Source organism: Hydrogenophaga sp. (assembly GCF_011390835.1).
Taxonomy (GTDB): domain Bacteria; phylum Pseudomonadota; class Gammaproteobacteria; order Burkholderiales; family Burkholderiaceae_C; genus Hydrogenophaga.
The window spans coordinates 338,782-356,750 of record NZ_JAABRQ010000001.1 but is presented as its reverse complement, the minus strand read 5'-3'; the positions used below and the strand labels follow the sequence as shown (position 1 = coordinate 356,750).

The following is a 17,969-nucleotide window of genomic DNA, read 5'->3' as shown; positions in this document are numbered from 1 at the left end:
TCCCCATAACGGTTTCTCGGTATCATCCGCGCAACTTGCAGATCCGGAAACGGCAGTGAATCCCTCGAGCGGGGAACCTTGAGTCGCCTGACGGGTCGCAAGCAGCGCGCCGGGTTCCGGCCAATTGCACCGATGGAGCACACATGAAACGCATCCTGTTGTTTGTTTTGACCAACTTCGCCGTGATGGCGGTCTTGCTGGTCACCACCCGCATCCTGGGGGTGGACCGCTTTCTCACCGCCAACGGGTTGAACATGACGGCATTGGCCGGGTTTTCGCTCGTCATCGGTTTTGGCGGCGCCATCATTTCCTTGCTGATGAGCAAGACGATGGCCAAGTTCAGCACCGGCGCGCGCATCATCAACCAGCCCCAGAATGCTGACGAGGCCTGGATCGTGCAGACGGTGCAGAAGTTCGCCGACAAGGCGGGCATCGGTATGCCCGACGTCGCCATTTTCGAGGGCGCACCCAATGCTTTCGCGACAGGGGCGTTCAAAAACTCGGCCCTGGTAGCAGTCTCCACCGGCCTGCTGCAAAGCATGACCAAGGAAGAGGTCGAGGCGGTGATCGGCCACGAAGTGGCCCACGTGGCCAACGGTGACATGGTGACCATGACCCTGATTCAGGGCGTGATGAATACCTTTGTGGTGTTCCTCAGCCGCGTGATCGGCTATGCGGTCGACAGCTTCCTGCGCCGTGGCAGCGACAGCAATTCGGGTCCGGGCATCGGGTACTGGGTCACCACCATCGTGATGGACATCGTGCTGGGTTTCCTGGCCGCCATCATCGTGGCCTGGTTCAGCCGCCAGCGCGAGTTCCGGGCCGATGCCGGTGCAGCCAACCTCATGGGCCGCAAGCAGCCCATGATCAACGCGCTGGCTCGTCTGGGCGGGCTCACGCCGGGCGAATTGCCGAAGACCATGCAGGCCCTGGGTATTGCCGGCGGTCTGGGCAAGCTGTTCTCCACCCACCCGCCGATGGAAGAGCGTATCGCCGCGCTGCAAAAGCTCTGATCGACTTGAGCTGACTCAAAGAAAAAGCGACCTTTGGGTCGCTTTTTCGTGGGTGGATACCACCGGCGGTCAGTGGCGCTGCCACTTGCGGTGGTCGTCGTTGTCGCGGCGCTCCTCGCGCCGATGCTGACGCTCGCGCCGGTTGTCCTCGCGCCAGTGGCGGGGCTGGCCGGCGTACCACTGGCCGGGGCGGTAGCCGTTCACCCACACCACCCGTGGCGCCACCGGGTAGGTCGGGATGTAATGGGTGCCAATGACCACCCGGGTCACCGGGGCACGGTCGTCTTCATATGGCACCTGGTACTCCGCACGCGCCTGGGGCGCATAGCGGGGCGCGGGTGGCGGCAGGGCATCGACCGGGGTCACGCTCAGACGCACAAAGCGGCCCGGATCCTTTGGCATCTGCACGTTGTATTGCTGTCCAGCGTATTCGTACACCACGTCGTAGGCCACGGTGCGGTTTTCGTAGAGGGTCTGCGTGCCGCAGTTGCGCACAGTCTCGGTGTACGACGGGCTACCGCCTTCAATGCGGTCCCCCAGAATGGCACCACCGAGCACGCCGATCACAGTCGCTGCGGCTCGACCACCGCCGTTGCCCACCGCGTTGCCGATGGCGCCGCCTGCGATACCGCCCATCAAGGCACCAGCGCCCGATTTGCGGCCTTGCACGCTGACCTGTTCGTTCTGGCAGACCTGACGCGGTACAGCCACTTGCTGCACCACAGGCGTGCTGCTGAGCACACGGCCTTGCGCTTCCTGCGCTTGCGCAGCGCCAGCGCCGCCAAGCGCCAGCAGGCCTGCCATCAGGGGCAGCAGCACAGGCTTGTTGACAGGTTTCATGAATCACTCCAGCCGATGAGGAGCTTGTAGTGTGCGCAGCCCATGTCAAGCGAATGTGGCGCCTGTGTAAAGTTGGGCGTCGACCCGATGGTCGGTATCAGGCGGCTGCGGTCTGGCCGAGCAGCTCGCGCGCCACGGCTTCGGCGACCTTGAGGCCGTCCACACCCGCCGAGAGGATGCCGCCGGCGTAGCCTGCGCCTTCGCCCGCCGGGTACAGGCCACGGGTGTTCAGGCTCTGGAAGTCGGCGCCGCGGGTGATGCGCAGCGGTGCCGAGGTGCGGGTTTCCACGCCGGTGAGCACCGCGCCCGCCATGTCGTAGCCCTTGATCTTGCGGCCGAACACCGGCAGCGCTTCGCGCATAGCCTCGATGGCGTAACCGGGCAACACCGCGGCCAGGTCGCCCAGCTTCACACCGGGCTGGTACGAGGGCTCCACCCCGGCCAGAGCGGTCGACGGCTGGCCAGCGACAAAGTCGCCCACCAGCTGGCCTGGCGCATCAAAATTGCCACCGCCGGCTTGAAACGCCCGCGCTTCGAGCTGGCGCTGCAGCACGATGCCAGCTAGCGGATGGGTCTGCCTCTGGGCCGCCATGGCCTGGGCCTGCGCGGCGTATCGCGCGCCGTCGGTCTCGCCGAAGGCCGCGACCCAGTGCGGTGTGTCGGCCGGGAACTGTTGCGGGAAATCGGCCGGCTCGATGCCGACCACGATGCCAGCGTTGGCGTTGCGCTCGTTGCGCGAATACTGGCTCATGCCGTTGGTGACCACGCGCCCCGGCTCAGAAGTGGCCGCCACCACGGTGCCGCCCGGGCACATGCAAAAGCTGTAGACCGTGCGCCCGTTCTGCGCGTGGTGCACCAGCTTGTAGTCGGCCGCGCCCAGCAGCGGGTGACCGGCATGGCGACCCCAGCGCGCCTGGTCGATCACGCCTTGGGGGTGCTCGATGCGAAAGCCGACCGAAAACGGCTTGGCTTCCATAAACACGCCAGCGTCAAACAGCATGGCAAACGCATCGCGTGCGCTGTGACCCAGCGCCAACACGGCGCGGCGCGTGCCCAGTTCGGTGGTCGCCCCAGTCACCAAGTTCTGCACCTGCAGGGTGGTGATTTGCTGCGAGCCGTCGGCATCGGGCGTTAGCGTGATGCCGACCACCTGTTGCCGGAACCGGATCTCTCCGCCAAGTGCGATGATTTTCTCGCGCATGGCCTCGACCACCTTCACCAGCTTGAAGGTGCCGATGTGCGGGTGCGCCATGTAGAGGATTTCGGGTGGTGCGCCGGCCGCCACGAACTCGCGCATCACTTGGCGACCGAGGTGGCGTGGGTCCTTGATCTGGCTGTAGAGCTTGCCATCGGAAAACAGGCCGGCGCCGCCTTCGCCGTACTGCACATTGCTTTGCGGATCGAGTTTCTGATGCCGCCACAGACGCCAGGTGTCCTGGGTGCGCTCGCGCACCGGCTTGCCGCGCTCAATGACGATGGGCTTGAAACCCATTTGCGCCAGCGCCAGCGCAGCAAACAGGCCACAAGGACCCAGCCCCACGACCACCGGGCGGTCGGCTTCGGCCGTTGGCCAATGATCAGGTGCATGCCCCGGCGGTTGCCAGGCCATGTCGGGCGTGGCCTGGATGTGAGGGTGGTTCTGAAACTGGACCAGCAGCGCAGCCTCCTGCGCGGCATCTGCCAGGGTCAGGTCCACGATATAGACCGCGAGCAGCTCGGCCTTGCGGGCGTCGAAGCTGCGTTTGAACACCTGTAACGAGCCAATGGCGGCGGGGTCCACGCCGAGGGCCTGCGCGGCGAGTCGGGTCAGGGCCTCGACCGGGTGAGGCGGCGGCTTGCGGTCGCGCTCGGTTTCAGCGGGCGCGTCGGCTGCGCGGCGGTGTTCGGTGGCGATCGCGGCCAGCGGCAGCTTGAGTTCGGAGACACGGATCATGGGCTTCTCGGTGGCTTGTGGTGATCAAGCAAGAGGGTGCGTCGATAATACCGGGGTGGAGCGCGCTAGGCCGTCGCTGGTGCAAGCGTCGAAAGACGGCACTGGAGGAACGTCCGGACTGCACAGGACAGCGTAGGAGGTAATACCTCTCCACCGACAAGCCCGGCGAGTTCGCTCAAAGGGCCCTAAGGTGAGGATCAGAGCAACAGAGACGAGCCGCTTCAGTGCGGGTGAAACGGGCAATCTCTACGCGCAGCAATACCAAATAGGCCAGCGTTGATGTGGTTCCGCGGAGCTGGCGGGTAGGTAGCATTGAGCCGTCTGGGTGACCAGCGGCCCAGAGGAATGACGGTCACGTCCCGGGCAACCGGGATGCACAAAATCCGGCGTATCGGCGCGCTTCACACTATTTTTTGGCTTGCCACCTCCAGGTGGCAAGTCCTCACTACAGGTTGAACCCGCCCAGGCTCTGGATGCGCTCCACATGCGCGAGTAGCGAGCGCTTGGCCACTGGCCACAGGCGTTCAGGTACGTCGTCGTAGGCGAGCTTCACCCAGTCGTCCATCGTGCCTTGTGGCTGTGCCTGCATGGCGCGGGCGACCTTGGCTTCGCGGGCAAGCCGGTGGGCTTTCAGGTGGGCGATGGCTGCGCGGGCACCACCATGTTCGGGCGCGCTCGGATTGTCCGCCATGCGCTTCAAATCGCCGAGCACATAGCCGTGGGCGGGCAGGATGAAGTCGACCCCGATCTGTTCGCAATGTTGGTCGAGCAGGTCGAGTGAATCAAGGTAGGCGCCCATATTCCCGTCAGGCGGATCGATCACGGTGGTGCTGCCGTTCAGGATGTGGTCGCCGCTGAACAGCAGCCCGTCTTCCTCCAGCAACAGGCACAGGTGGTTGGCCGCGTGGCCCGGCGTGTGCGCCACGCGCAGTGTATGCACGGTTTCGCCGCTCGCGTTCTGCAGCGTCAGGCGCTCGCCGTCGGCCAGCGCTCGATCGGGAGTGAAGCGGCTGTTTTCGCGCGAGGTCGGGGCGCTCGGCAGGCCCAGGATGGGTGGCGGGGTTTTCCCACCGGCGCTGCACAAGGCCTGCAGGCGGGCGGCGCCGGGAGAGTGGTCCGGGTGTGAGTGGGTGCAGACGATGGCGCGCAGGTCGCCACCGGCGGCGCGCCAAAGCCGCTCCAGATGCTCGGGCAAGTCAGGACCGGGGTCGATGGCGATGTGGCCCGTGTTCGGGTCGCCGACCAGATAGCTGTTGGTGCCGGGCCCCGTCATGTAGCCAGGGTTGGGTGCGGTCAGGCGCATCACGTTCTTCAACAGCGGCACGGGTAGCTCGGTCTGCCAGTCCAGTGCGTGGGTGATCTGGCCATCGGGGCAAACCAGGGCCAGCTCACCAAACGGCGCTTCGTGCTCCATGTGGCGCGACTCAGCGCCGCCCAGCAAGCCGGCTCGCGGGCAGCTTGTGAACAGCGGCTCATCGTTGACCGCACAGGCGCCCAACACCGACTCGACGCAGTCGTGGCTTTTGAGGCGCTCCAGCGTGCGGATGGTCGGGAAGATGATGAAGAACTTGCCGGCGGCATGACGTTCCAGTGCATCGGCCGGACGCACCCAGACCGGTTCAAACTGCTCGGACTCGTCTGCCACTGGCTCCTGACCGTCGGGCATGCGGGCCACCAGAAACGGCACGTCAAAGCGGCGAGGCAGGTCGCGATCGGTGATCCAGTGGGCCAGCACGAACACCTCCGCTGCGTCCAGCGTTAGACCTCGCGCCGCACACTGCGCGGCGAATGGCGCTTGCCGGTCCAGTGCGGCGATGTCATCAGCGCCCGCATGGGAACCGTTCGCGCTGCGAGCCAGCAACACGCCCAGTTCCTCGAAGCTTTCGCGAATGGCAGCGATCGCCTGTGTCAGGTGCAGGTCGCTCTGGGTGGCGCGACGCGTGGCCTGGGCGTGGCACAAGGCATCGGCGGCGTCGATGCCGCCACCGGGAAATACATAGGCGCCCGGTGCGAAGCTGGCCGTCATGGAGCGGCGCGTCATCAGGACCTCGATGCCTTGAGCGCCGTCGCGCAGCAGCAGGACGGTGGCGGCTGGGCGCAGCGGAGCCGGGTTGCGGGGGGTGCGGAGTAGTTGGGAGGAGCGTGCCATGGCCGCATTGTGCGGCAGGCTTGCGGTTGGAGCGGTCGCCTGAGGGCGGGTACTGTGGGCTTCTGGGAGCCCATCCTCACCGCGCTCAGCGCTGTGCCAGGCGGCCCAGCGCGACCGGGTGGGTCACGGCATCGGGGTGGTGCGCCACGTACTGTCGCAGCACGCTGGCGAAATCGGGATCAGCGCGCAGGCCCAGCGCGTTCGCCCGCGGGCTCTCGAAACGGGCCGGCCAGGCCGCGACGATGCGGGCCACGGTGGCGTCGGGCTCGTGACGGATCAGCGCCACGACTTCTGGCCCGGCCAGATCTTCCAGCGCCTGCAGCATGGCCCGCACACTCACCGTGAGCGCGGGCAGGTTGATGGCGGTGCGGCCGCCGATGGCTTCGCGGCTGGCTTCGGCCACCGCCAGGATGCCAGCCAGCGTGTTCGCTGGCGAGGCCAGGGCGACCTCGGTGTCGAGGCCCACAGGGCAGTTGCTGGGCTGGCCTGCGAGCGGCTCGCGGAACATGCCCGAGAGGAAGCCGGAGGCCGCGCCGTTGGATCGCCCCGGACGCACAGAGACCGTCATGAGCCGCGCGGCTCGACCATCGATGAAACCTTTTCGCGTGTAGTCGGCGACCAGCTGCTCGCACACGAATTTGTGGATGCCGTAACTGGACTGTGGCGTGGGCAAGGTGTCGTCGCGCACGACGGCGGGAAGCTTCACGGCGGCATCACTGCCATAGACGGCAACCGAGCTGGAGAAGAAAAACAGCGCCGGCGCGTGGCCTGCGACGGTCTGTGCGCGGCAGGCGTCGAGCAAGGCGCGCGTGCTGTCGAGGTTGGCGTGCAGGCCGAGGTCGAAGTTGGCCTCGCACTCACCCGAGACAGCCGAAGCGAGGTGGAACACCGCGTCCCAGGGGCCGGCGGTCATGAGCGCCGGCACGCTGGCCAGCAGGTCGCCGGTGAACACGCGCACGCGCGGGTCTCGCGTGAGCGCGGGGTCGGTGGGGGAGACCAGGTCGGCGAGTGCCAGGGTGGCGAGGGTGCTGCCGGCGAGCTGGCTGCGCTGCAACAGGGCGTGGGCCAGACCGCGGCCCAGGAAGCCGGCGCCGCCGGTGATGAGGATGTTCATGCGGCCGCTTGTCTAGCAGCTCGGTGGCGGCGCAGCCAGCCCAGGCCCTCGCTGGTGCCTGCCTTGGGCCGGTACTCGCAGCCGACCCAACCCGGGTAGCCCAGCGTGTCGAGCTGGGTGAACAGGTGTTCGTGGTTCACTTCACCGCCATCCGGTTCATGACGGTCGGGCACGCCGGCGATCTGGATGTGACCCACTCCGCCGAAGTGCTTCTTTAGACGCATGCTGAGATCACCCTCCATGATCTGACAGTGGTAAAAGTCCATTTGCACCTTCAGGTTGGGCGCACCCACCTCGGCCAGCACATCGTGGGCCTGTTGTTGCCAGTTGAGGTGGTAGCCCGGCATGTCGCGCGTGTTGATGGGCTCGATCAAGAGCGTGATGCCGTGGGGCGCGAGGCGATCGGCTGCCGCGCTCAAGTTGGCCACATAGGTGGCGCGGAGCTGCGCCTCGCTCGCGCCTGCAGGCTTGAGTCCAGCCATGGCGTGCAATCGTCGGCAACCTGTGGCCTGGGCGTAGGTCAGGGCCTTTGCGACGCTGGCGGCGAATTCGGCTTCGCGACCTGGGTGGCAGGCCATACCGCGCTCCCCGGCGGTCCAGTCGCCGGGCGGCAGGTTGAACAAGGCTTGCGTGAGGCCGTGCTCTTGCAGCCGGGCGTCGATCTCGGCTGGCTGAAAGTCATAGGGGAACAGGTACTCCACGGCGTCAAACCCGTCGGCGGCGGCGGCCGCGAACCGGTCGAGGAACGGAACCTCGGTGTACATCATGGACAGGTTGGCGGCAAAGCGAGGCATGGGGATCTAAATAGGTGGGTTGGCAGACTTACCAGGGGGCATTGAACTGCGCGCGCAGCTCTTCGATTTGCGCGTCGCTGAGGGGCGTCAGCGTGCGGCCGCCCAGCAACCACAGGCGGGCGGTTTCTTCGAGCTCTTCCAGCAGGGCCATCGCGGTGGCGGGACTGCTGTGCCAGACGGTGGGACCCAGGCGCTCCAGCATCACCGCGCGCAGCGGCCGCCGGGCGGCGGCGATCCGGGCCGCCACAGCGTCGGCCACCGCCGGGTCGCCCGGGCGCCGGTACGCGATCAGCGGTACATGGCCGACCTTCATCACCTGGTAGGGCGTGAGCGGCGGCAGGATATCGTCGGTTTGCCAGACGCCGTGCAGCGTGAGCGCGACCAGGTGGGTGGCGTGGGTGTGCAGCACACAGTGCGCTTCGGGCGCGCTGTCATAGATGCGCCGGTGCAGCGCCAGGGTCTTGCTGGCGCGCTCGCCGCTGCGCTGGGTGCCGCTGTCGTCCACCCATGCGAGCTGTGACGGGTCGAGAAAACCCAGGCAGGCGTCGGTCGGGGTGATGAGAAAGCCGCCGCCTTGCTCATTGGTGAGCCGCGCGCTGATGTTGCCCGCGCTCGAGTGCACATAGCCGCGCTGGAACAGCGAGGCGCCCACGCGCACGATCTCGGCGCGCAGCGCGTTTTGTTCACTCGGCCAGGTCGTTGTCACAGCGTGACCCCAGCGTCACGAAGCGCGTCGGCAAAAAAATCCACGCCACCAAAGTTGCCCGATTTGAGCGCCAGCCACATCGGTTCGCCCGAGCCGGGCAGGGCGGCTTCGGTCCAGGGCACACCGGGGCAGATCGGCGCGCCGATGTGCAGCTGCGGTACACCCAGCGCCTGCACCACGGCTCCGGAGGTTTCGCCGCCCGCCACCACCAGGCGGCGCGCGCCCGCCTCAACCAGACCCCGCGCCAGCGCAGCCAGCGTGTTTTCCACCAGCGCGCCGGCGGCCTCCACACCCAGCTCGGCCTGCACCGCTTTAACGCGTTCGGGTTCAGCGGTCGCGTACAGCAGCACCGGGCCTTGAGGCAGCAGCGGAAGAACCTGCGCCAGCAGCGTTTCCGCGCTTTGTTCGCCCCGGTGCAAGGCCAGCGGGTCGAGCGCAGTGGCGGTGCGGCCGTCGGCGATCCAGCGTGTCACCTGGGCGTTGGTGGCTTGCGAGCAGGAGCCCGACAGCACGGCGGCTGGCCCTTGCACGGCAGACAGGCTGGCCGCGTTGTCGCTTGGTGCCCACCAGCCGCGGCGCTGGTAGGCCGGTGGCAAGCCGAGGGCCACGCCTGAGCCGGCGGTGATCAGCGGCAGCTCGGCGCATACCTCGCCCAGGGCCAGCAGGTCGCTGTTGTCGATCGCGTCGGCTACCGCGATGCGCACGCCGTCGGCTCGCAGTTGGCCAATCCGGGTGGCTGCGTCGCTGCGCAGCGCGTCCACGCGAAGCAGGTCGACCTTTTGTGCGGTCTGCGCCTGCAACACGCGAACCAGGTTCGCGTCTGTCATGGGCGTCAGCGGGTGGTGCTTCATGCCCGAGTCGCTGAGCAGCTGGTCGCCCACAAACAGGTGGCCGCGGAACACGGTACGGCCGTTTTCGGGGAAGGCGGGACAGGCGATGGTGAAGTCGGTGCCCAGGGCCTGCATCAGCGCGTCGGTCACCGGGCCGATGTTGCCTTCGGCGGTGGAGTCGAAGGTCGAGCAGTATTTGAAGTAGATCTGCCGTGCGCCCGCGGCTCTCAGCGCAGCAAGCGCCTGCAGGCTTTGTGCAACGGCCTCATGCGAGGGGATGGTGCGCGTCTTCAGCGCGATCACCACCGCGTCGGCCGCCGGCAATCCACCCTCAGGTACGCCCAGCACCTGCACCGTGGGCATGCCGGCGCGCACCAGCATGCTGGCCACGTCGGTGGCGCCGGTGAAGTCGTCTGCGATGACGCCGAGGATCATGGGAGCTTTCCCTTGGGCGCGGGCAATTCCAGCCCGGCAAGGGCGGCATAGTACTTGACCACGGCAGAATCGTCTTCGGCCCCCAGGCCCATGGCGGCGGTAGACAGGTAGAGCTGGTGGGCAGCGGCGGCCAGCGGCAGCGGGAATTTCAGCGCGCGTGCCGAGTCGAGCACGATGCCCAAGTCTTTCACGAAGATGTTCACCGCCGACAGCGGCGTGTAGTCGCCGTCCAGGATGTGTGGTACGCGGTTCTCGAACATCCAGCTGTTGCCGGCGGCGTTCGTGATCACGTCGTACAGCTGGCGCGGGTCGGCCCCGGCCTTGATGCCCAGCGCCATGGCCTCGCAGGCGGTGGCGATGTGCACGCCCGCCAGGTGCTGGTTGACCATCTTCACGGTGGAGCCGATGCCGGCCTGGTTGCCCAGGCGGTACACCTTGCCAGCGAAGGTGTCGAGCAGGCTGTCTGCAGCGGTGAACGCCTCGGGCTTGCCCGAGGCCATCACCGTCATCTGGCCGGCTGCCGCCTTTTTCGCGCCACCCGAGACCGGGCCGTCGATCAGCCACAGGCCCTTTTCTTCCAGCCGCTGTTCCCACACAGGCGGCAGCGCTGGGTCGACCGTGGCCGAGGTGATCACCACGCTGCCGGGCTTGAGGTGGTTGGTCAGCCCCTGGTCGCTGAACAGCACCTGTTCGGTCTGGGCCGCGTTGACCACCAGCACCAGCACCACATCACATTTCGCAGCCAATTCGGCCACGCTGCCTGCGGGGTGGCCGCCGGCTTCACTGAAGGCGGCGAGCGCCTCCGGACGAGGGTCGAAGCCCCAGGTGGACGTGCCCTGGCGCACGGCCGAGCAGGCAGCCCCCATGCCCATGGAGCCAAGGCCGATGACGCCGAGTGTGCGAAAGGTGTGAGTGCTCATGTGGGCTGCGTTGGAAAATGAGGTTGAAGCGTGAAAAGGTGAGGCATCGAATCAACACTTGTGTGCTAGATTGGTATGGTCATCATACAACTTTGTCTCAGATCGTCGATGCAGGTAAACCCTGAAAACGGCTCTGAGCTTCCCGATTTTCATCGCCGGGACTGGGGCTCCGGCGGGTCGGTTCGAGAGGGGATAATCGGCCCGATGCAGATCCGGTTCACCAAGATGCAGGGCGCGGGCAACGATTTTGTGGTGCTCGACGAAACCCGTGCTCGGCTGAACCTCAGCCCGGCCCAGTACCGTTGGCTGGCCGACCGGCATCTTGGAGTCGGCGCCGACCAGATCCTAAGCGTGCGGCCCTCGCCTGGCGCGGGTCTGGACTTCGAATACGTGATCCACAACGCCGATGGGGGCGAGGTCGAACATTGCGGTAACGGCGCACGCTGTTTTGTGCGTTATGTGCACGAACAGAGATTGACCGATCGCAACCCGGTTCGGGTGAAGGTGAAGAACGGCGAACTGTCGCTGCAGTTGCATGCCGACGGTCGCGTCACAGTGGACATGGGCCCGCCAGTATTTGCGCTGTCGCGCGTGCCGTTTGATGGTACTGGCCTTGAGTCCCATCCCATGGGCGACTTCGAGCGCTGGCCACTGGACTTGCCCGAGGTGGGCGAGGTGCTGTTGTCTGTGCTGTCCATGGGCAACCCGCATGTGGTGTTGTTGGCTGGAGACGTTGACCAAGCGCCTGTTGAAAGCTGGGGACCGCTGATCGAGTCGCACGCCCGCTTTCCCGAGCATGTGAATGTAGGTTTTCTGCAGGTGGTCGATCGCCACACGGCGCGGTTGCGCGTGTACGAGCGCGGCGCTGGCGAAACCCTGGCCTGTGGCACGGGCGCCTGCGCGGCCGTCGTGGCCGGCATCCGCCTGGGCCTGCTGGACCAGCAAGTGGACCTGTACACGCGCGGCGGTGTGCTCAGCATCGAATGGGCTCTCACCGCGGCCCACGACGCACCGGTGTTCATGACCGGGCCTGCCACCACCGTGTTCGAGGGCACGGTCAATGTGCCCGATCTGCCCTGAAACCCTCCGACCCGCTCCGCTGTATCGTGTGCACACCATGATCGAACCAACCATTCCCCCCATCACCGAAGACGACATCGCCAATTACTTGGCCAACACGCCTGACTTTTTCGAGCGTCACGCTGGCCTGCTCGCGACGGTGCAGCTCACCAGCCCGCACAGCCACCGCGCGGTGAGTCTGCAGGAGCGCCAAGCGGAGATGTTGCGAGAGAAGATCAAGGCGCTGGAACTCAAGGCCGCCGGCATGATTCGCCATGGGCAGGAGAACACCGCCATTGCCGACCGCCTACAGCGATGGACCCGCGAACTCCTGCTGACCCGCGAGGCGCGTGAGCTGCCGCGTGTGGCGGCGCGCGAGATCGCCGCGCAGTTCCTAGTGCCCCAGGTGGCGATCAAGGTATGGGGGGTGGCTCCCGAATACGCCACCGAAGAATACGCCCAGGGCGCCAGCGACGACGTGCAGACCTTTGCCTCGTCGCTCACGCTACCCTACTGCGGCGCCAACCCGGGCCTGGAGGCTGCGCAGTGGCTGGAGGATGCGGCATCTGTCGCCTCGCTGGCCTTGGTCCCGATGCGCGCTGGCTTCGCGCCGCACGCCTTTGGCTTGTTGGTGCTTGCCTCCTCGGACAGACAGCGCTTTGCTGCCGATATGGGCACCGATTTCCTGGAACGCATCGGCGAAATCACCAGCGCCGCCCTCTCGCGGCTGCGCCCAGTGGTGCCCGCCGCGGTGTGACGCTCCGGTGAGGACCCGCACCGAATTGGAACAAGAGGCGATCGGCGCTGAAGACGCTGCGTTGGTACGGCGCTACCTGGACCATGTGCGGGTGGAAAAACGGCTGGCCGAGCGCACCGTCACCCTATACACCGGTGACCTGCAGCGCCTGGGCCAGCTGGCTTCAAAGGCCGGCTTGGACCTGCGGCAGGTGCACAACGCCCACATCCGGCGCTGGGTTGCTCAAATGCACAGCGCCGGGCGCAGCGGACGCGGCATTGCCCTCATCTTGTCGGGTTGGCGCGGTTTTTATGTCTGGCTGGGCCGGCAAGCTCTGATCGACCACAACCCGGTGCAAGATGTGCGCGCACCCAAGGCGAGCAAGCCCTTGCCCAAAGCGCTTGGGGTGGACGAATCGATTCAGCTGGCGAGCCACGTGCAGGCCGGCGACCCGCCGGCACTGGCCGCGCGAGATGCTTGCGTCACCGAGCTGCTGTACGGCTGCGGCCTGCGCATTGCCGAACTGGTGGGGCTGGATGTGGCGGCCGGTCCGCAGGCCGGTGGCTGGATCGATGCCAACGAGGGTGAGGCCCATGTGCTGGGCAAGGGCAGCAAGCGGCGCAGCGTGCCGGTCGGCCGGGCTGCCCTGAGCGCCCTGGCGGCCTGGCTGGACCAGCGTGCCGCCTGGGCAGGGGAAGACCCCGCGCTGTTCATCGGCGCACAAGGGCAACGGCTCACGCCCCAGCACATCCGGGTGCGTCTGAAACGGCGCTCTCTGCTCGCTGGCCTGAGCACGCCGGTGCATCCGCACATGCTGCGCCACTCCTTTGCCAGCCACGTGCTGCAGTCCAGCGGCGACCTGCGCGCCGTGCAAGAGCTGCTGGGTCACGCCAGCATCGGTACCACGCAGGTCTACACCCGTCTAGACTTCCAGCACTTGGCCCAGGTCTACGACGCTGCCCACCCGAGGGCCCAGTCGGTCCGCCGGCCCGCGGACCCAGCCGCGGCCGGTCAGGCTGGCGAGCCCTCCACCGTGGCCCCGAAACAACCCAAAGTCAAACCTGGATGAGCCAGGTTGAACACCCGCGCGCCGCCAGTGGCCGGGTGGGTGAACTACACTGCCCGCCTGCCTCTGTGTCCTGTTTTCTTGTCTTTGATCGCTTGCCATGCCCCTGATTCCCGCAACCATCCTCACCGGCTTCCTCGGATCGGGCAAAACCACGCTGCTCAAACGGGTGCTCAGCGAGGCCCATGGACAGAAGATCGCGGTGATCGAGAACGAATTTGGCGAAGAGAACATCGACAACGAGATCCTGGTGGCCGACACCACCGAAAACATCATCCAGATGAGCAATGGCTGCATCTGCTGCACCATCCGCGACGACTTGCGCGCCACTCTGCAGGATCTCGCCGCCAGGAAACGCAAGGGCGAGCTCGACTTCGATCGGGTAGTGATCGAAACCACTGGCCTGGCCGATCCCGGCCCGGTCGCGCAGACCTTTTTCATGGACGATGAAGTCGCCGAACAGTACCTACTGGACTCCATCCTGACCTTGGTCGACGCCAAACACGCTGCCCAGCAACTCAACGACCGGCAGGAAGCGCGGCGCCAGGTCGGCTTTGCCGACCAGATTTTCATCAGCAAGGCTGACTTGGTGGGTGCTGATGAGCTGGATGCGCTGATGCACCGCTTGAAGCACATGAACCCCCGCGCGCCAATGCGGCCGGTGCATTTTGGCGAGGTGGCGCTCAAAGAGGTGTTTGACCTGCGCGGCTTCAACCTCAACGCCAAGCTCGACATCGACCCTGACTTCCTCCAAGCGGATGATCACGATCACGATCACGCGCACCACGACCACGCGCCAGGCGAGTCATGTGACCACCCTTCGCATGCCCATGACCACGGCGGTCAGGGACATCACCACCACCATGACGACGACGTGAAAAGTTTCGTCTATCGCGCCACGCGACCCTTCAATCCGGCCAAGCTGGAAGACTTCCTGGGAGCGGTGGTGCAAGTCTACGGACCGCGCATGTTGCGCTATAAGGGTGTTCTGGCCATGGAAGGCACCGACCGCAAGGTCATTTTCCAGGGCGTGCACCAGCTCATGGGCAGTGATCTGGGCCCGGCCTGGGCCGAAGGTGAGCCGCGCGTGAGCAAAATGGTGTTCATTGGCCTGGACCTGCCCAAGGACATCCTGGTGCAGGGGCTGGACCAGTCGCTGGTCTGACGGCGCCGCAGACCGTCTGTTGTATCCGCGGAGTCTCAACGTGCTGTTTGTCTCGATTCTTCAACGGTTGGGCTTCCGTTCGGACCATGTGTCCGCCGCTCAGCGCCCACAGTCCTTACAATCGCGCGCCACCCATGCGCACTCGGTGCGGCCTGGATCGAACTCGAATCGAACCGCAGGCACCGATGCGAATGGGGGTATAACCATGGGTTTGCCGGTCACCGGTGACCCAGCGGGGACCAACACCCGCAGCGAGCCGACCGTTCCGCATTCCGCATCGTCAGGCACTGAGAGGAGACCCCTTGTGAAAGTCCCGGCCAAGAAGACCACCCAAGCAGCCAAATCCGCTGGGACGGGGGCCAAGGGGCGAGCGTCAGCCCCCGCCAAACCCGCCGCGAAGTCCAAGCCAGCGGCGAAATCCGTTAGCAAGCCCGTGGCCAAACCCACCAAGCCCGCCACATCCGCCAAGAAGGCGGTGCCTGTCAAATCGCCTAAGCCAGTGGCGAAAGCTGCACCAGTGAAGGCCACCAAACCCGCAGCCAAGCCCGTGACCAAAGCCGCTACCAAGCCCGCGCCGAAGGCGGTCGTGAAGCCCAGTGCCGCGGCTAAACCCGCAGCCAAGACGACCGCACCCGTGTTCGGCAAGCCGTTGACCGTGGCCCCACCCAAGAAACCCATCACCCTGCCGGTGGTGCAGCCCACGCCGAGGCCTCTGGGCAAACGTGCTGCCAAAAAGGTCATGATGGAGCAGATGACGCAGGCTGAGGTGGTGCCTACCCACGCGCCCGACGCCGCTAAAGCGACTTTTTCCACCATGAATGAACGTGTTGTCATGACGCCTCCCGTCCCCTCCGCCATCCGCAAGGATCCCAAGCGCGCCAACAATTGGAAGTCCCTGTCGGCTGAGCAACTTACAGACGAAGATATCCAGGCAATGCCTGACAGCGAATACATGGGCGATCTGCAGCTGGCCTACTTCCGCCGCAAGCTCAGCCAGCTGCGCGCCGACATGCTGGCCAACGCGGGCGAAACCACCGAGCACCTGCGTGAAGACACGGTGGTTGTGCCCGATCCGGCTGATCGCGCCACCATCGAAGAAGAGCATGCACTGGAGCTGCGAACCCGCGATCGTGAGCGCAAACTGCTCAAAAAGATCGAGCAGGCCATCGCCCGCATCGATTCAGGCGACTATGGATATTGCGAAGAAACCGGTGAGCCCATTGGCGTAGGTCGTCTGATGGCGCGCCCCACCGCGAGTCTGTCGCTGGAAGCCCAGCAGCGCCGCGAACTCAAGCAGAAGATGTTCGGCGACTAACCCGCATTTACTGCTTTGCACCCCAAACAGTTCCGGTAACCTCGCGGCATGTCCAAGGACGAATCGAACGGCGGCTTTCTGTCCAAGGTGGCGAAATTTGTTCGCCACCCGACCACCAGCTGGGCGGATCTGGACACTCGCACGGCAGACCGGGAAAGCGAGTACAGCAAGGCCGCGCTCAAGGAAATGATCGAGCGCAAGCGGCGCAACGACTTTGTGCGAAAGCGCGAGTTCGACATGCTGCGCAAGATCCGCAGCCGTGAAGCCAGCGGTGAAGGGGGACAGGGTATCCGTCCTTCGTTCTTCCAGAGCAGCCTGCCGTCCAAGCCGGACGACCGGGCCATGACGCTCAAGAAAATCGACGAGATCGAAGCCCAGATGTCCATGCAATGGTGGAAGACCAAGGGCCCGGACTCGTTGGTTACCGGCTCCAGCCAGCACAGCACGGGTGGCACGCCGCTGGAGAAAAAGCTGGATTCCCGTGAGCGGGATGGGTTGGACGAAGAAAAGTCCCGTGCGCGTGTCAAGCAGTACGGTGAAACCGAAGGCTCGCCGCTGGTGTCGGGGCACGAGGCCGCCGCTATGGGTGTCGATGACGCGCCCTCGCCTGAGCCGCGTCGCGCGGCGATGGCCAAGGAAAGCGCCGCCGCTGATCGCCTGTCAGCTCACTCTGCTTCGGCGACCAATCGCACCGGTCTGATGGCCATGTCTCAGTCGTCCCAGGGCACACCCAGCGGGCCCAGCTCCTCCTTTTCGCCCTCCCACTTTTTCGCGCTTGATGTGCAGGAAGTGGCCCAGGACCCCGAAGTCGAAGAGGCCGCAATCCGGTTTGCCAATGGCGACGATGCTGGTGCCGAGCAAGGCCTTCTGGAGGCCGTGGGCGAGGGGGGCACCCGCATCGAGCAGGAAGAGGACTGGCTGGCGCTGTTCGACCTGTATCGGGCGACCGGGCAGCTTGCCTCTTTCGAAGGCCGTGCGGTCGAGTTTGTGAACCGCTTCAGCCGCTCGGCCCCGCAGTGGTACGACATGCCTGAAATGATCGGGCAGATCACCGGTAAGACTTACCGACCGACCAGCGGCTCCAGCAGGGCGGTGTGGGTGTGTGAGCCGGACGTGGACGCACACGCCGTGGGCACCTTGCAGACTGTGCTGATGCGCGCGCCGCAGCCCTGGGTGCTTGACTGGTCGCCGCTAGAGTCGATCGACGTCAAGGCCGCGCGAGCACTGCTCGGCATGTTCACGCTCTGGGGCGATCAGGACGTGGAACTGCGTTGCCTGGGTGCCAATACCCTGCGCGACGTGCTCAAGAACTCGACGCCATCCGGCCGCCGCGACATCGAGCAGCTCTGGTGGGAGCTGCGCATGGCGGCGCTGCGCGTGATGAACCGCGCCGATGAGTTCGAGCTCACTGCACTGGACTTCTGCGTCACCTACGAGGTTTCGCCGCCGGGTTGGGAGAGGCCTCGCTGCCACTTCCAGAACATTTCGGCTGCGGCGTCAGCCGAGAGCGGGCAGTCGGTGCTCAGCGAGCCGGTCATGGAGTCTGTGCCCTCGCATTACCCCGGCGACTCGGTGGGGCCGGACAGCCAGTCTTCGGAGCTCAATCAGCTCGGCCTGGTGGAGCTGTCTGGCGAAATCCGGGGTGATCCCCAGCCCATCCTGGAGGCGCTGGAAAAGCGGCTGGAGGGCGCGGACGTGATGATCATTTCCTGCCGCAACCTGATCCGGGTCGACTTTTCCGCTGCAGGCACCTTGCTGAACTGGGTCTCGGGTCACCACGCCCAGGGCCGCAACGTGCAGTTTGTGGATGCTCACCGCCTCATAGCCGCCTTTTTCCACGTCATCGGTATCACCGAATACGCGCGCGTGGTTCAGCGCAACGACTGAGCCCGGT

Annotated in this window: 15 protein-coding genes and 1 other RNA gene; 8 read left to right on the top strand and 8 right to left on the bottom strand. The window is 65.7% G+C overall.

What is annotated here, in order from left to right:
- The first annotated feature begins 143 nt into the window (after positions 1–143).
- Complete coding sequence (htpX, locus tag GPT34_RS01725) at positions 144–1,013, top strand: protease HtpX (RefSeq protein WP_291008859.1); 870 nt, start codon at positions 144–146, stop codon at positions 1,011–1,013.
- Between the two features lie 69 nt (positions 1,014–1,082).
- On the opposite strand, the gene GPT34_RS01720 is transcribed toward htpX, so the two are convergent.
- Positions 1,083–1,817 carry a glycine zipper 2TM domain-containing protein gene (locus GPT34_RS01720; RefSeq protein ID WP_291009050.1) on the bottom strand — a complete coding sequence of 245 codons (735 nt, stop codon included), beginning with the start codon at positions 1,815–1,817 and terminating at the stop codon, positions 1,083–1,085.
- Between the two features lie 133 nt (positions 1,818–1,950).
- The gene (locus GPT34_RS01715; RefSeq protein ID WP_291008856.1) at positions 1,951–3,786 is read right to left on the bottom strand and encodes an FAD-dependent protein; all 1,836 of its coding nucleotides are present in this window, start codon (positions 3,784–3,786) and stop codon (positions 1,951–1,953) included.
- Between the two features lie 57 nt (positions 3,787–3,843).
- Here GPT34_RS01715 and rnpB point away from each other — a divergent pair.
- Positions 3,844–4,193: RNase P RNA component class A (rnpB, locus tag GPT34_RS01710), an RNA gene on the top strand.
- Between the two features lie 38 nt (positions 4,194–4,231).
- Here the strand turns inward: rnpB and GPT34_RS01705 are convergent.
- The 6 genes from GPT34_RS01705 to ltnD all read right to left on the bottom strand — a co-directional run bounded on the left by GPT34_RS01705 (position 4,232) and on the right by ltnD (position 10,734).
- Positions 4,232–5,935 (bottom strand): MBL fold metallo-hydrolase, encoded by a 1,704-nt coding sequence (locus GPT34_RS01705; protein ID WP_291008853.1) that lies wholly within the window; start codon positions 5,933–5,935, stop codon positions 4,232–4,234.
- 85 nt (positions 5,936–6,020) lie between these two features.
- Complete coding sequence (gene denD / locus GPT34_RS01700) at positions 6,021–7,049, bottom strand: D-erythronate dehydrogenase (RefSeq protein ID WP_291008850.1); 1,029 nt, start codon at positions 7,047–7,049, stop codon at positions 6,021–6,023.
- Positions 7,046–7,843, bottom strand: coding sequence for a 2-oxo-tetronate isomerase (gene otnI / locus GPT34_RS01695; RefSeq protein WP_291008848.1), 798 nt, complete (start codon positions 7,841–7,843; stop codon positions 7,046–7,048). Before otnI ends, denD begins: the two co-directional genes overlap by 4 nt.
- Positions 7,844–7,871: 28 nt before the next feature.
- Positions 7,872–8,549, bottom strand: a complete 678-nt coding sequence (locus GPT34_RS01690; protein ID WP_291008845.1) for an aldolase — start codon at positions 8,547–8,549, stop codon at positions 7,872–7,874.
- Positions 8,546–9,814 carry a 3-oxo-tetronate kinase gene (otnK, locus tag GPT34_RS01685; protein WP_291008843.1) on the bottom strand — a complete coding sequence of 423 codons (1,269 nt, stop codon included), beginning with the start codon at positions 9,812–9,814 and terminating at the stop codon, positions 8,546–8,548. Before otnK ends, GPT34_RS01690 begins: the two co-directional genes overlap by 4 nt.
- Positions 9,811–10,734: an L-threonate dehydrogenase gene (gene ltnD / locus GPT34_RS01680; protein ID WP_291008840.1), complete on the bottom strand. Its 924-nt coding sequence runs from the start codon at positions 10,732–10,734 to the stop codon at positions 9,811–9,813. The genes otnK and ltnD overlap by 4 nt, the downstream gene beginning before the upstream one ends.
- A 204-nt stretch (positions 10,735–10,938) precedes the next feature.
- On the opposite strand from ltnD, the gene dapF reads away from it, so the two are divergent.
- From dapF to GPT34_RS01650, 6 genes are all read left to right on the top strand, one after another.
- Positions 10,939–11,814: a diaminopimelate epimerase gene (gene dapF, locus GPT34_RS01675; RefSeq protein ID WP_291008837.1), complete on the top strand. Its 876-nt coding sequence runs from the start codon at positions 10,939–10,941 to the stop codon at positions 11,812–11,814.
- 37 nt (positions 11,815–11,851) lie between these two features.
- Entirely contained in the window at positions 11,852–12,550 is a 699-nt protein-coding gene (locus GPT34_RS01670) for a DUF484 family protein (protein WP_291008834.1), read from the top strand.
- 25 nt (positions 12,551–12,575) lie between these two features.
- The gene (locus tag GPT34_RS01665) at positions 12,576–13,598 is read left to right on the top strand and encodes a tyrosine recombinase XerC (protein ID WP_291009047.1); all 1,023 of its coding nucleotides are present in this window, start codon (positions 12,576–12,578) and stop codon (positions 13,596–13,598) included.
- A 97-nt stretch (positions 13,599–13,695) separates the two neighbouring features.
- On the top strand, positions 13,696–14,760 hold the full coding sequence (locus GPT34_RS01660; protein ID WP_291008831.1) for a GTP-binding protein: 1,065 nt from the start codon (positions 13,696–13,698) through the stop codon (positions 14,758–14,760).
- 304 nt (positions 14,761–15,064) lie between these two features.
- A complete protein-coding gene (dksA, locus tag GPT34_RS01655) occupies positions 15,065–16,075 on the top strand; it encodes an RNA polymerase-binding protein DksA (protein WP_291008828.1) in 1,011 nt (336 codons plus the stop codon).
- A 48-nt stretch (positions 16,076–16,123) separates the two neighbouring features.
- Complete coding sequence (locus GPT34_RS01650; RefSeq protein WP_291008825.1) at positions 16,124–17,962, top strand: STAS domain-containing protein; 1,839 nt, start codon at positions 16,124–16,126, stop codon at positions 17,960–17,962.
- Positions 17,963–17,969 lie beyond the last annotated feature (7 nt).

Bases quoted from the DNA above. Each gene is read 5' to 3' on its own strand.
- htpX (WP_291008859.1), top strand. From the start codon at position 144: ATGAAACGCATCCTGTTGTTTGTTTTGACCAACTTCGCCGTGATGGCG.
- GPT34_RS01720 (WP_291009050.1), bottom strand. From the start codon at position 1,817: ATGGCAGGCCTGCTGGCGCTTGGCGGCGCTGGCGCTGCGCAAGCGCAG.
- GPT34_RS01715 (WP_291008856.1), bottom strand. From the start codon at position 3,786: ATGATCCGTGTCTCCGAACTCAAGCTGCCGCTGGCCGCGATCGCCACC.
- GPT34_RS01705 (WP_291008853.1), bottom strand. From the start codon at position 5,935: ATGGCACGCTCCTCCCAACTACTCCGCACCCCCCGCAACCCGGCTCCG.
- denD (WP_291008850.1), bottom strand. From the start codon at position 7,049: ATGAACATCCTCATCACCGGCGGCGCCGGCTTCCTGGGCCGCGGTCTG.
- otnI (WP_291008848.1), bottom strand. From the start codon at position 7,843: ATGCCTCGCTTTGCCGCCAACCTGTCCATGATGTACACCGAGGTTCCG.
- otnK (WP_291008843.1), bottom strand. From the start codon at position 9,814: ATGATCCTCGGCGTCATCGCAGACGACTTCACCGGCGCCACCGACGTG.
- ltnD (WP_291008840.1), bottom strand. From the start codon at position 10,734: ATGAGCACTCACACCTTTCGCACACTCGGCGTCATCGGCCTTGGCTCC.
- dapF (WP_291008837.1), top strand. From the start codon at position 10,939: ATGCAGATCCGGTTCACCAAGATGCAGGGCGCGGGCAACGATTTTGTG.
- GPT34_RS01670 (WP_291008834.1), top strand. From the start codon at position 11,852: ATGATCGAACCAACCATTCCCCCCATCACCGAAGACGACATCGCCAAT.
- GPT34_RS01660 (WP_291008831.1), top strand. From the start codon at position 13,696: ATGCCCCTGATTCCCGCAACCATCCTCACCGGCTTCCTCGGATCGGGC.
- GPT34_RS01650 (WP_291008825.1), top strand. From the start codon at position 16,124: ATGTCCAAGGACGAATCGAACGGCGGCTTTCTGTCCAAGGTGGCGAAA.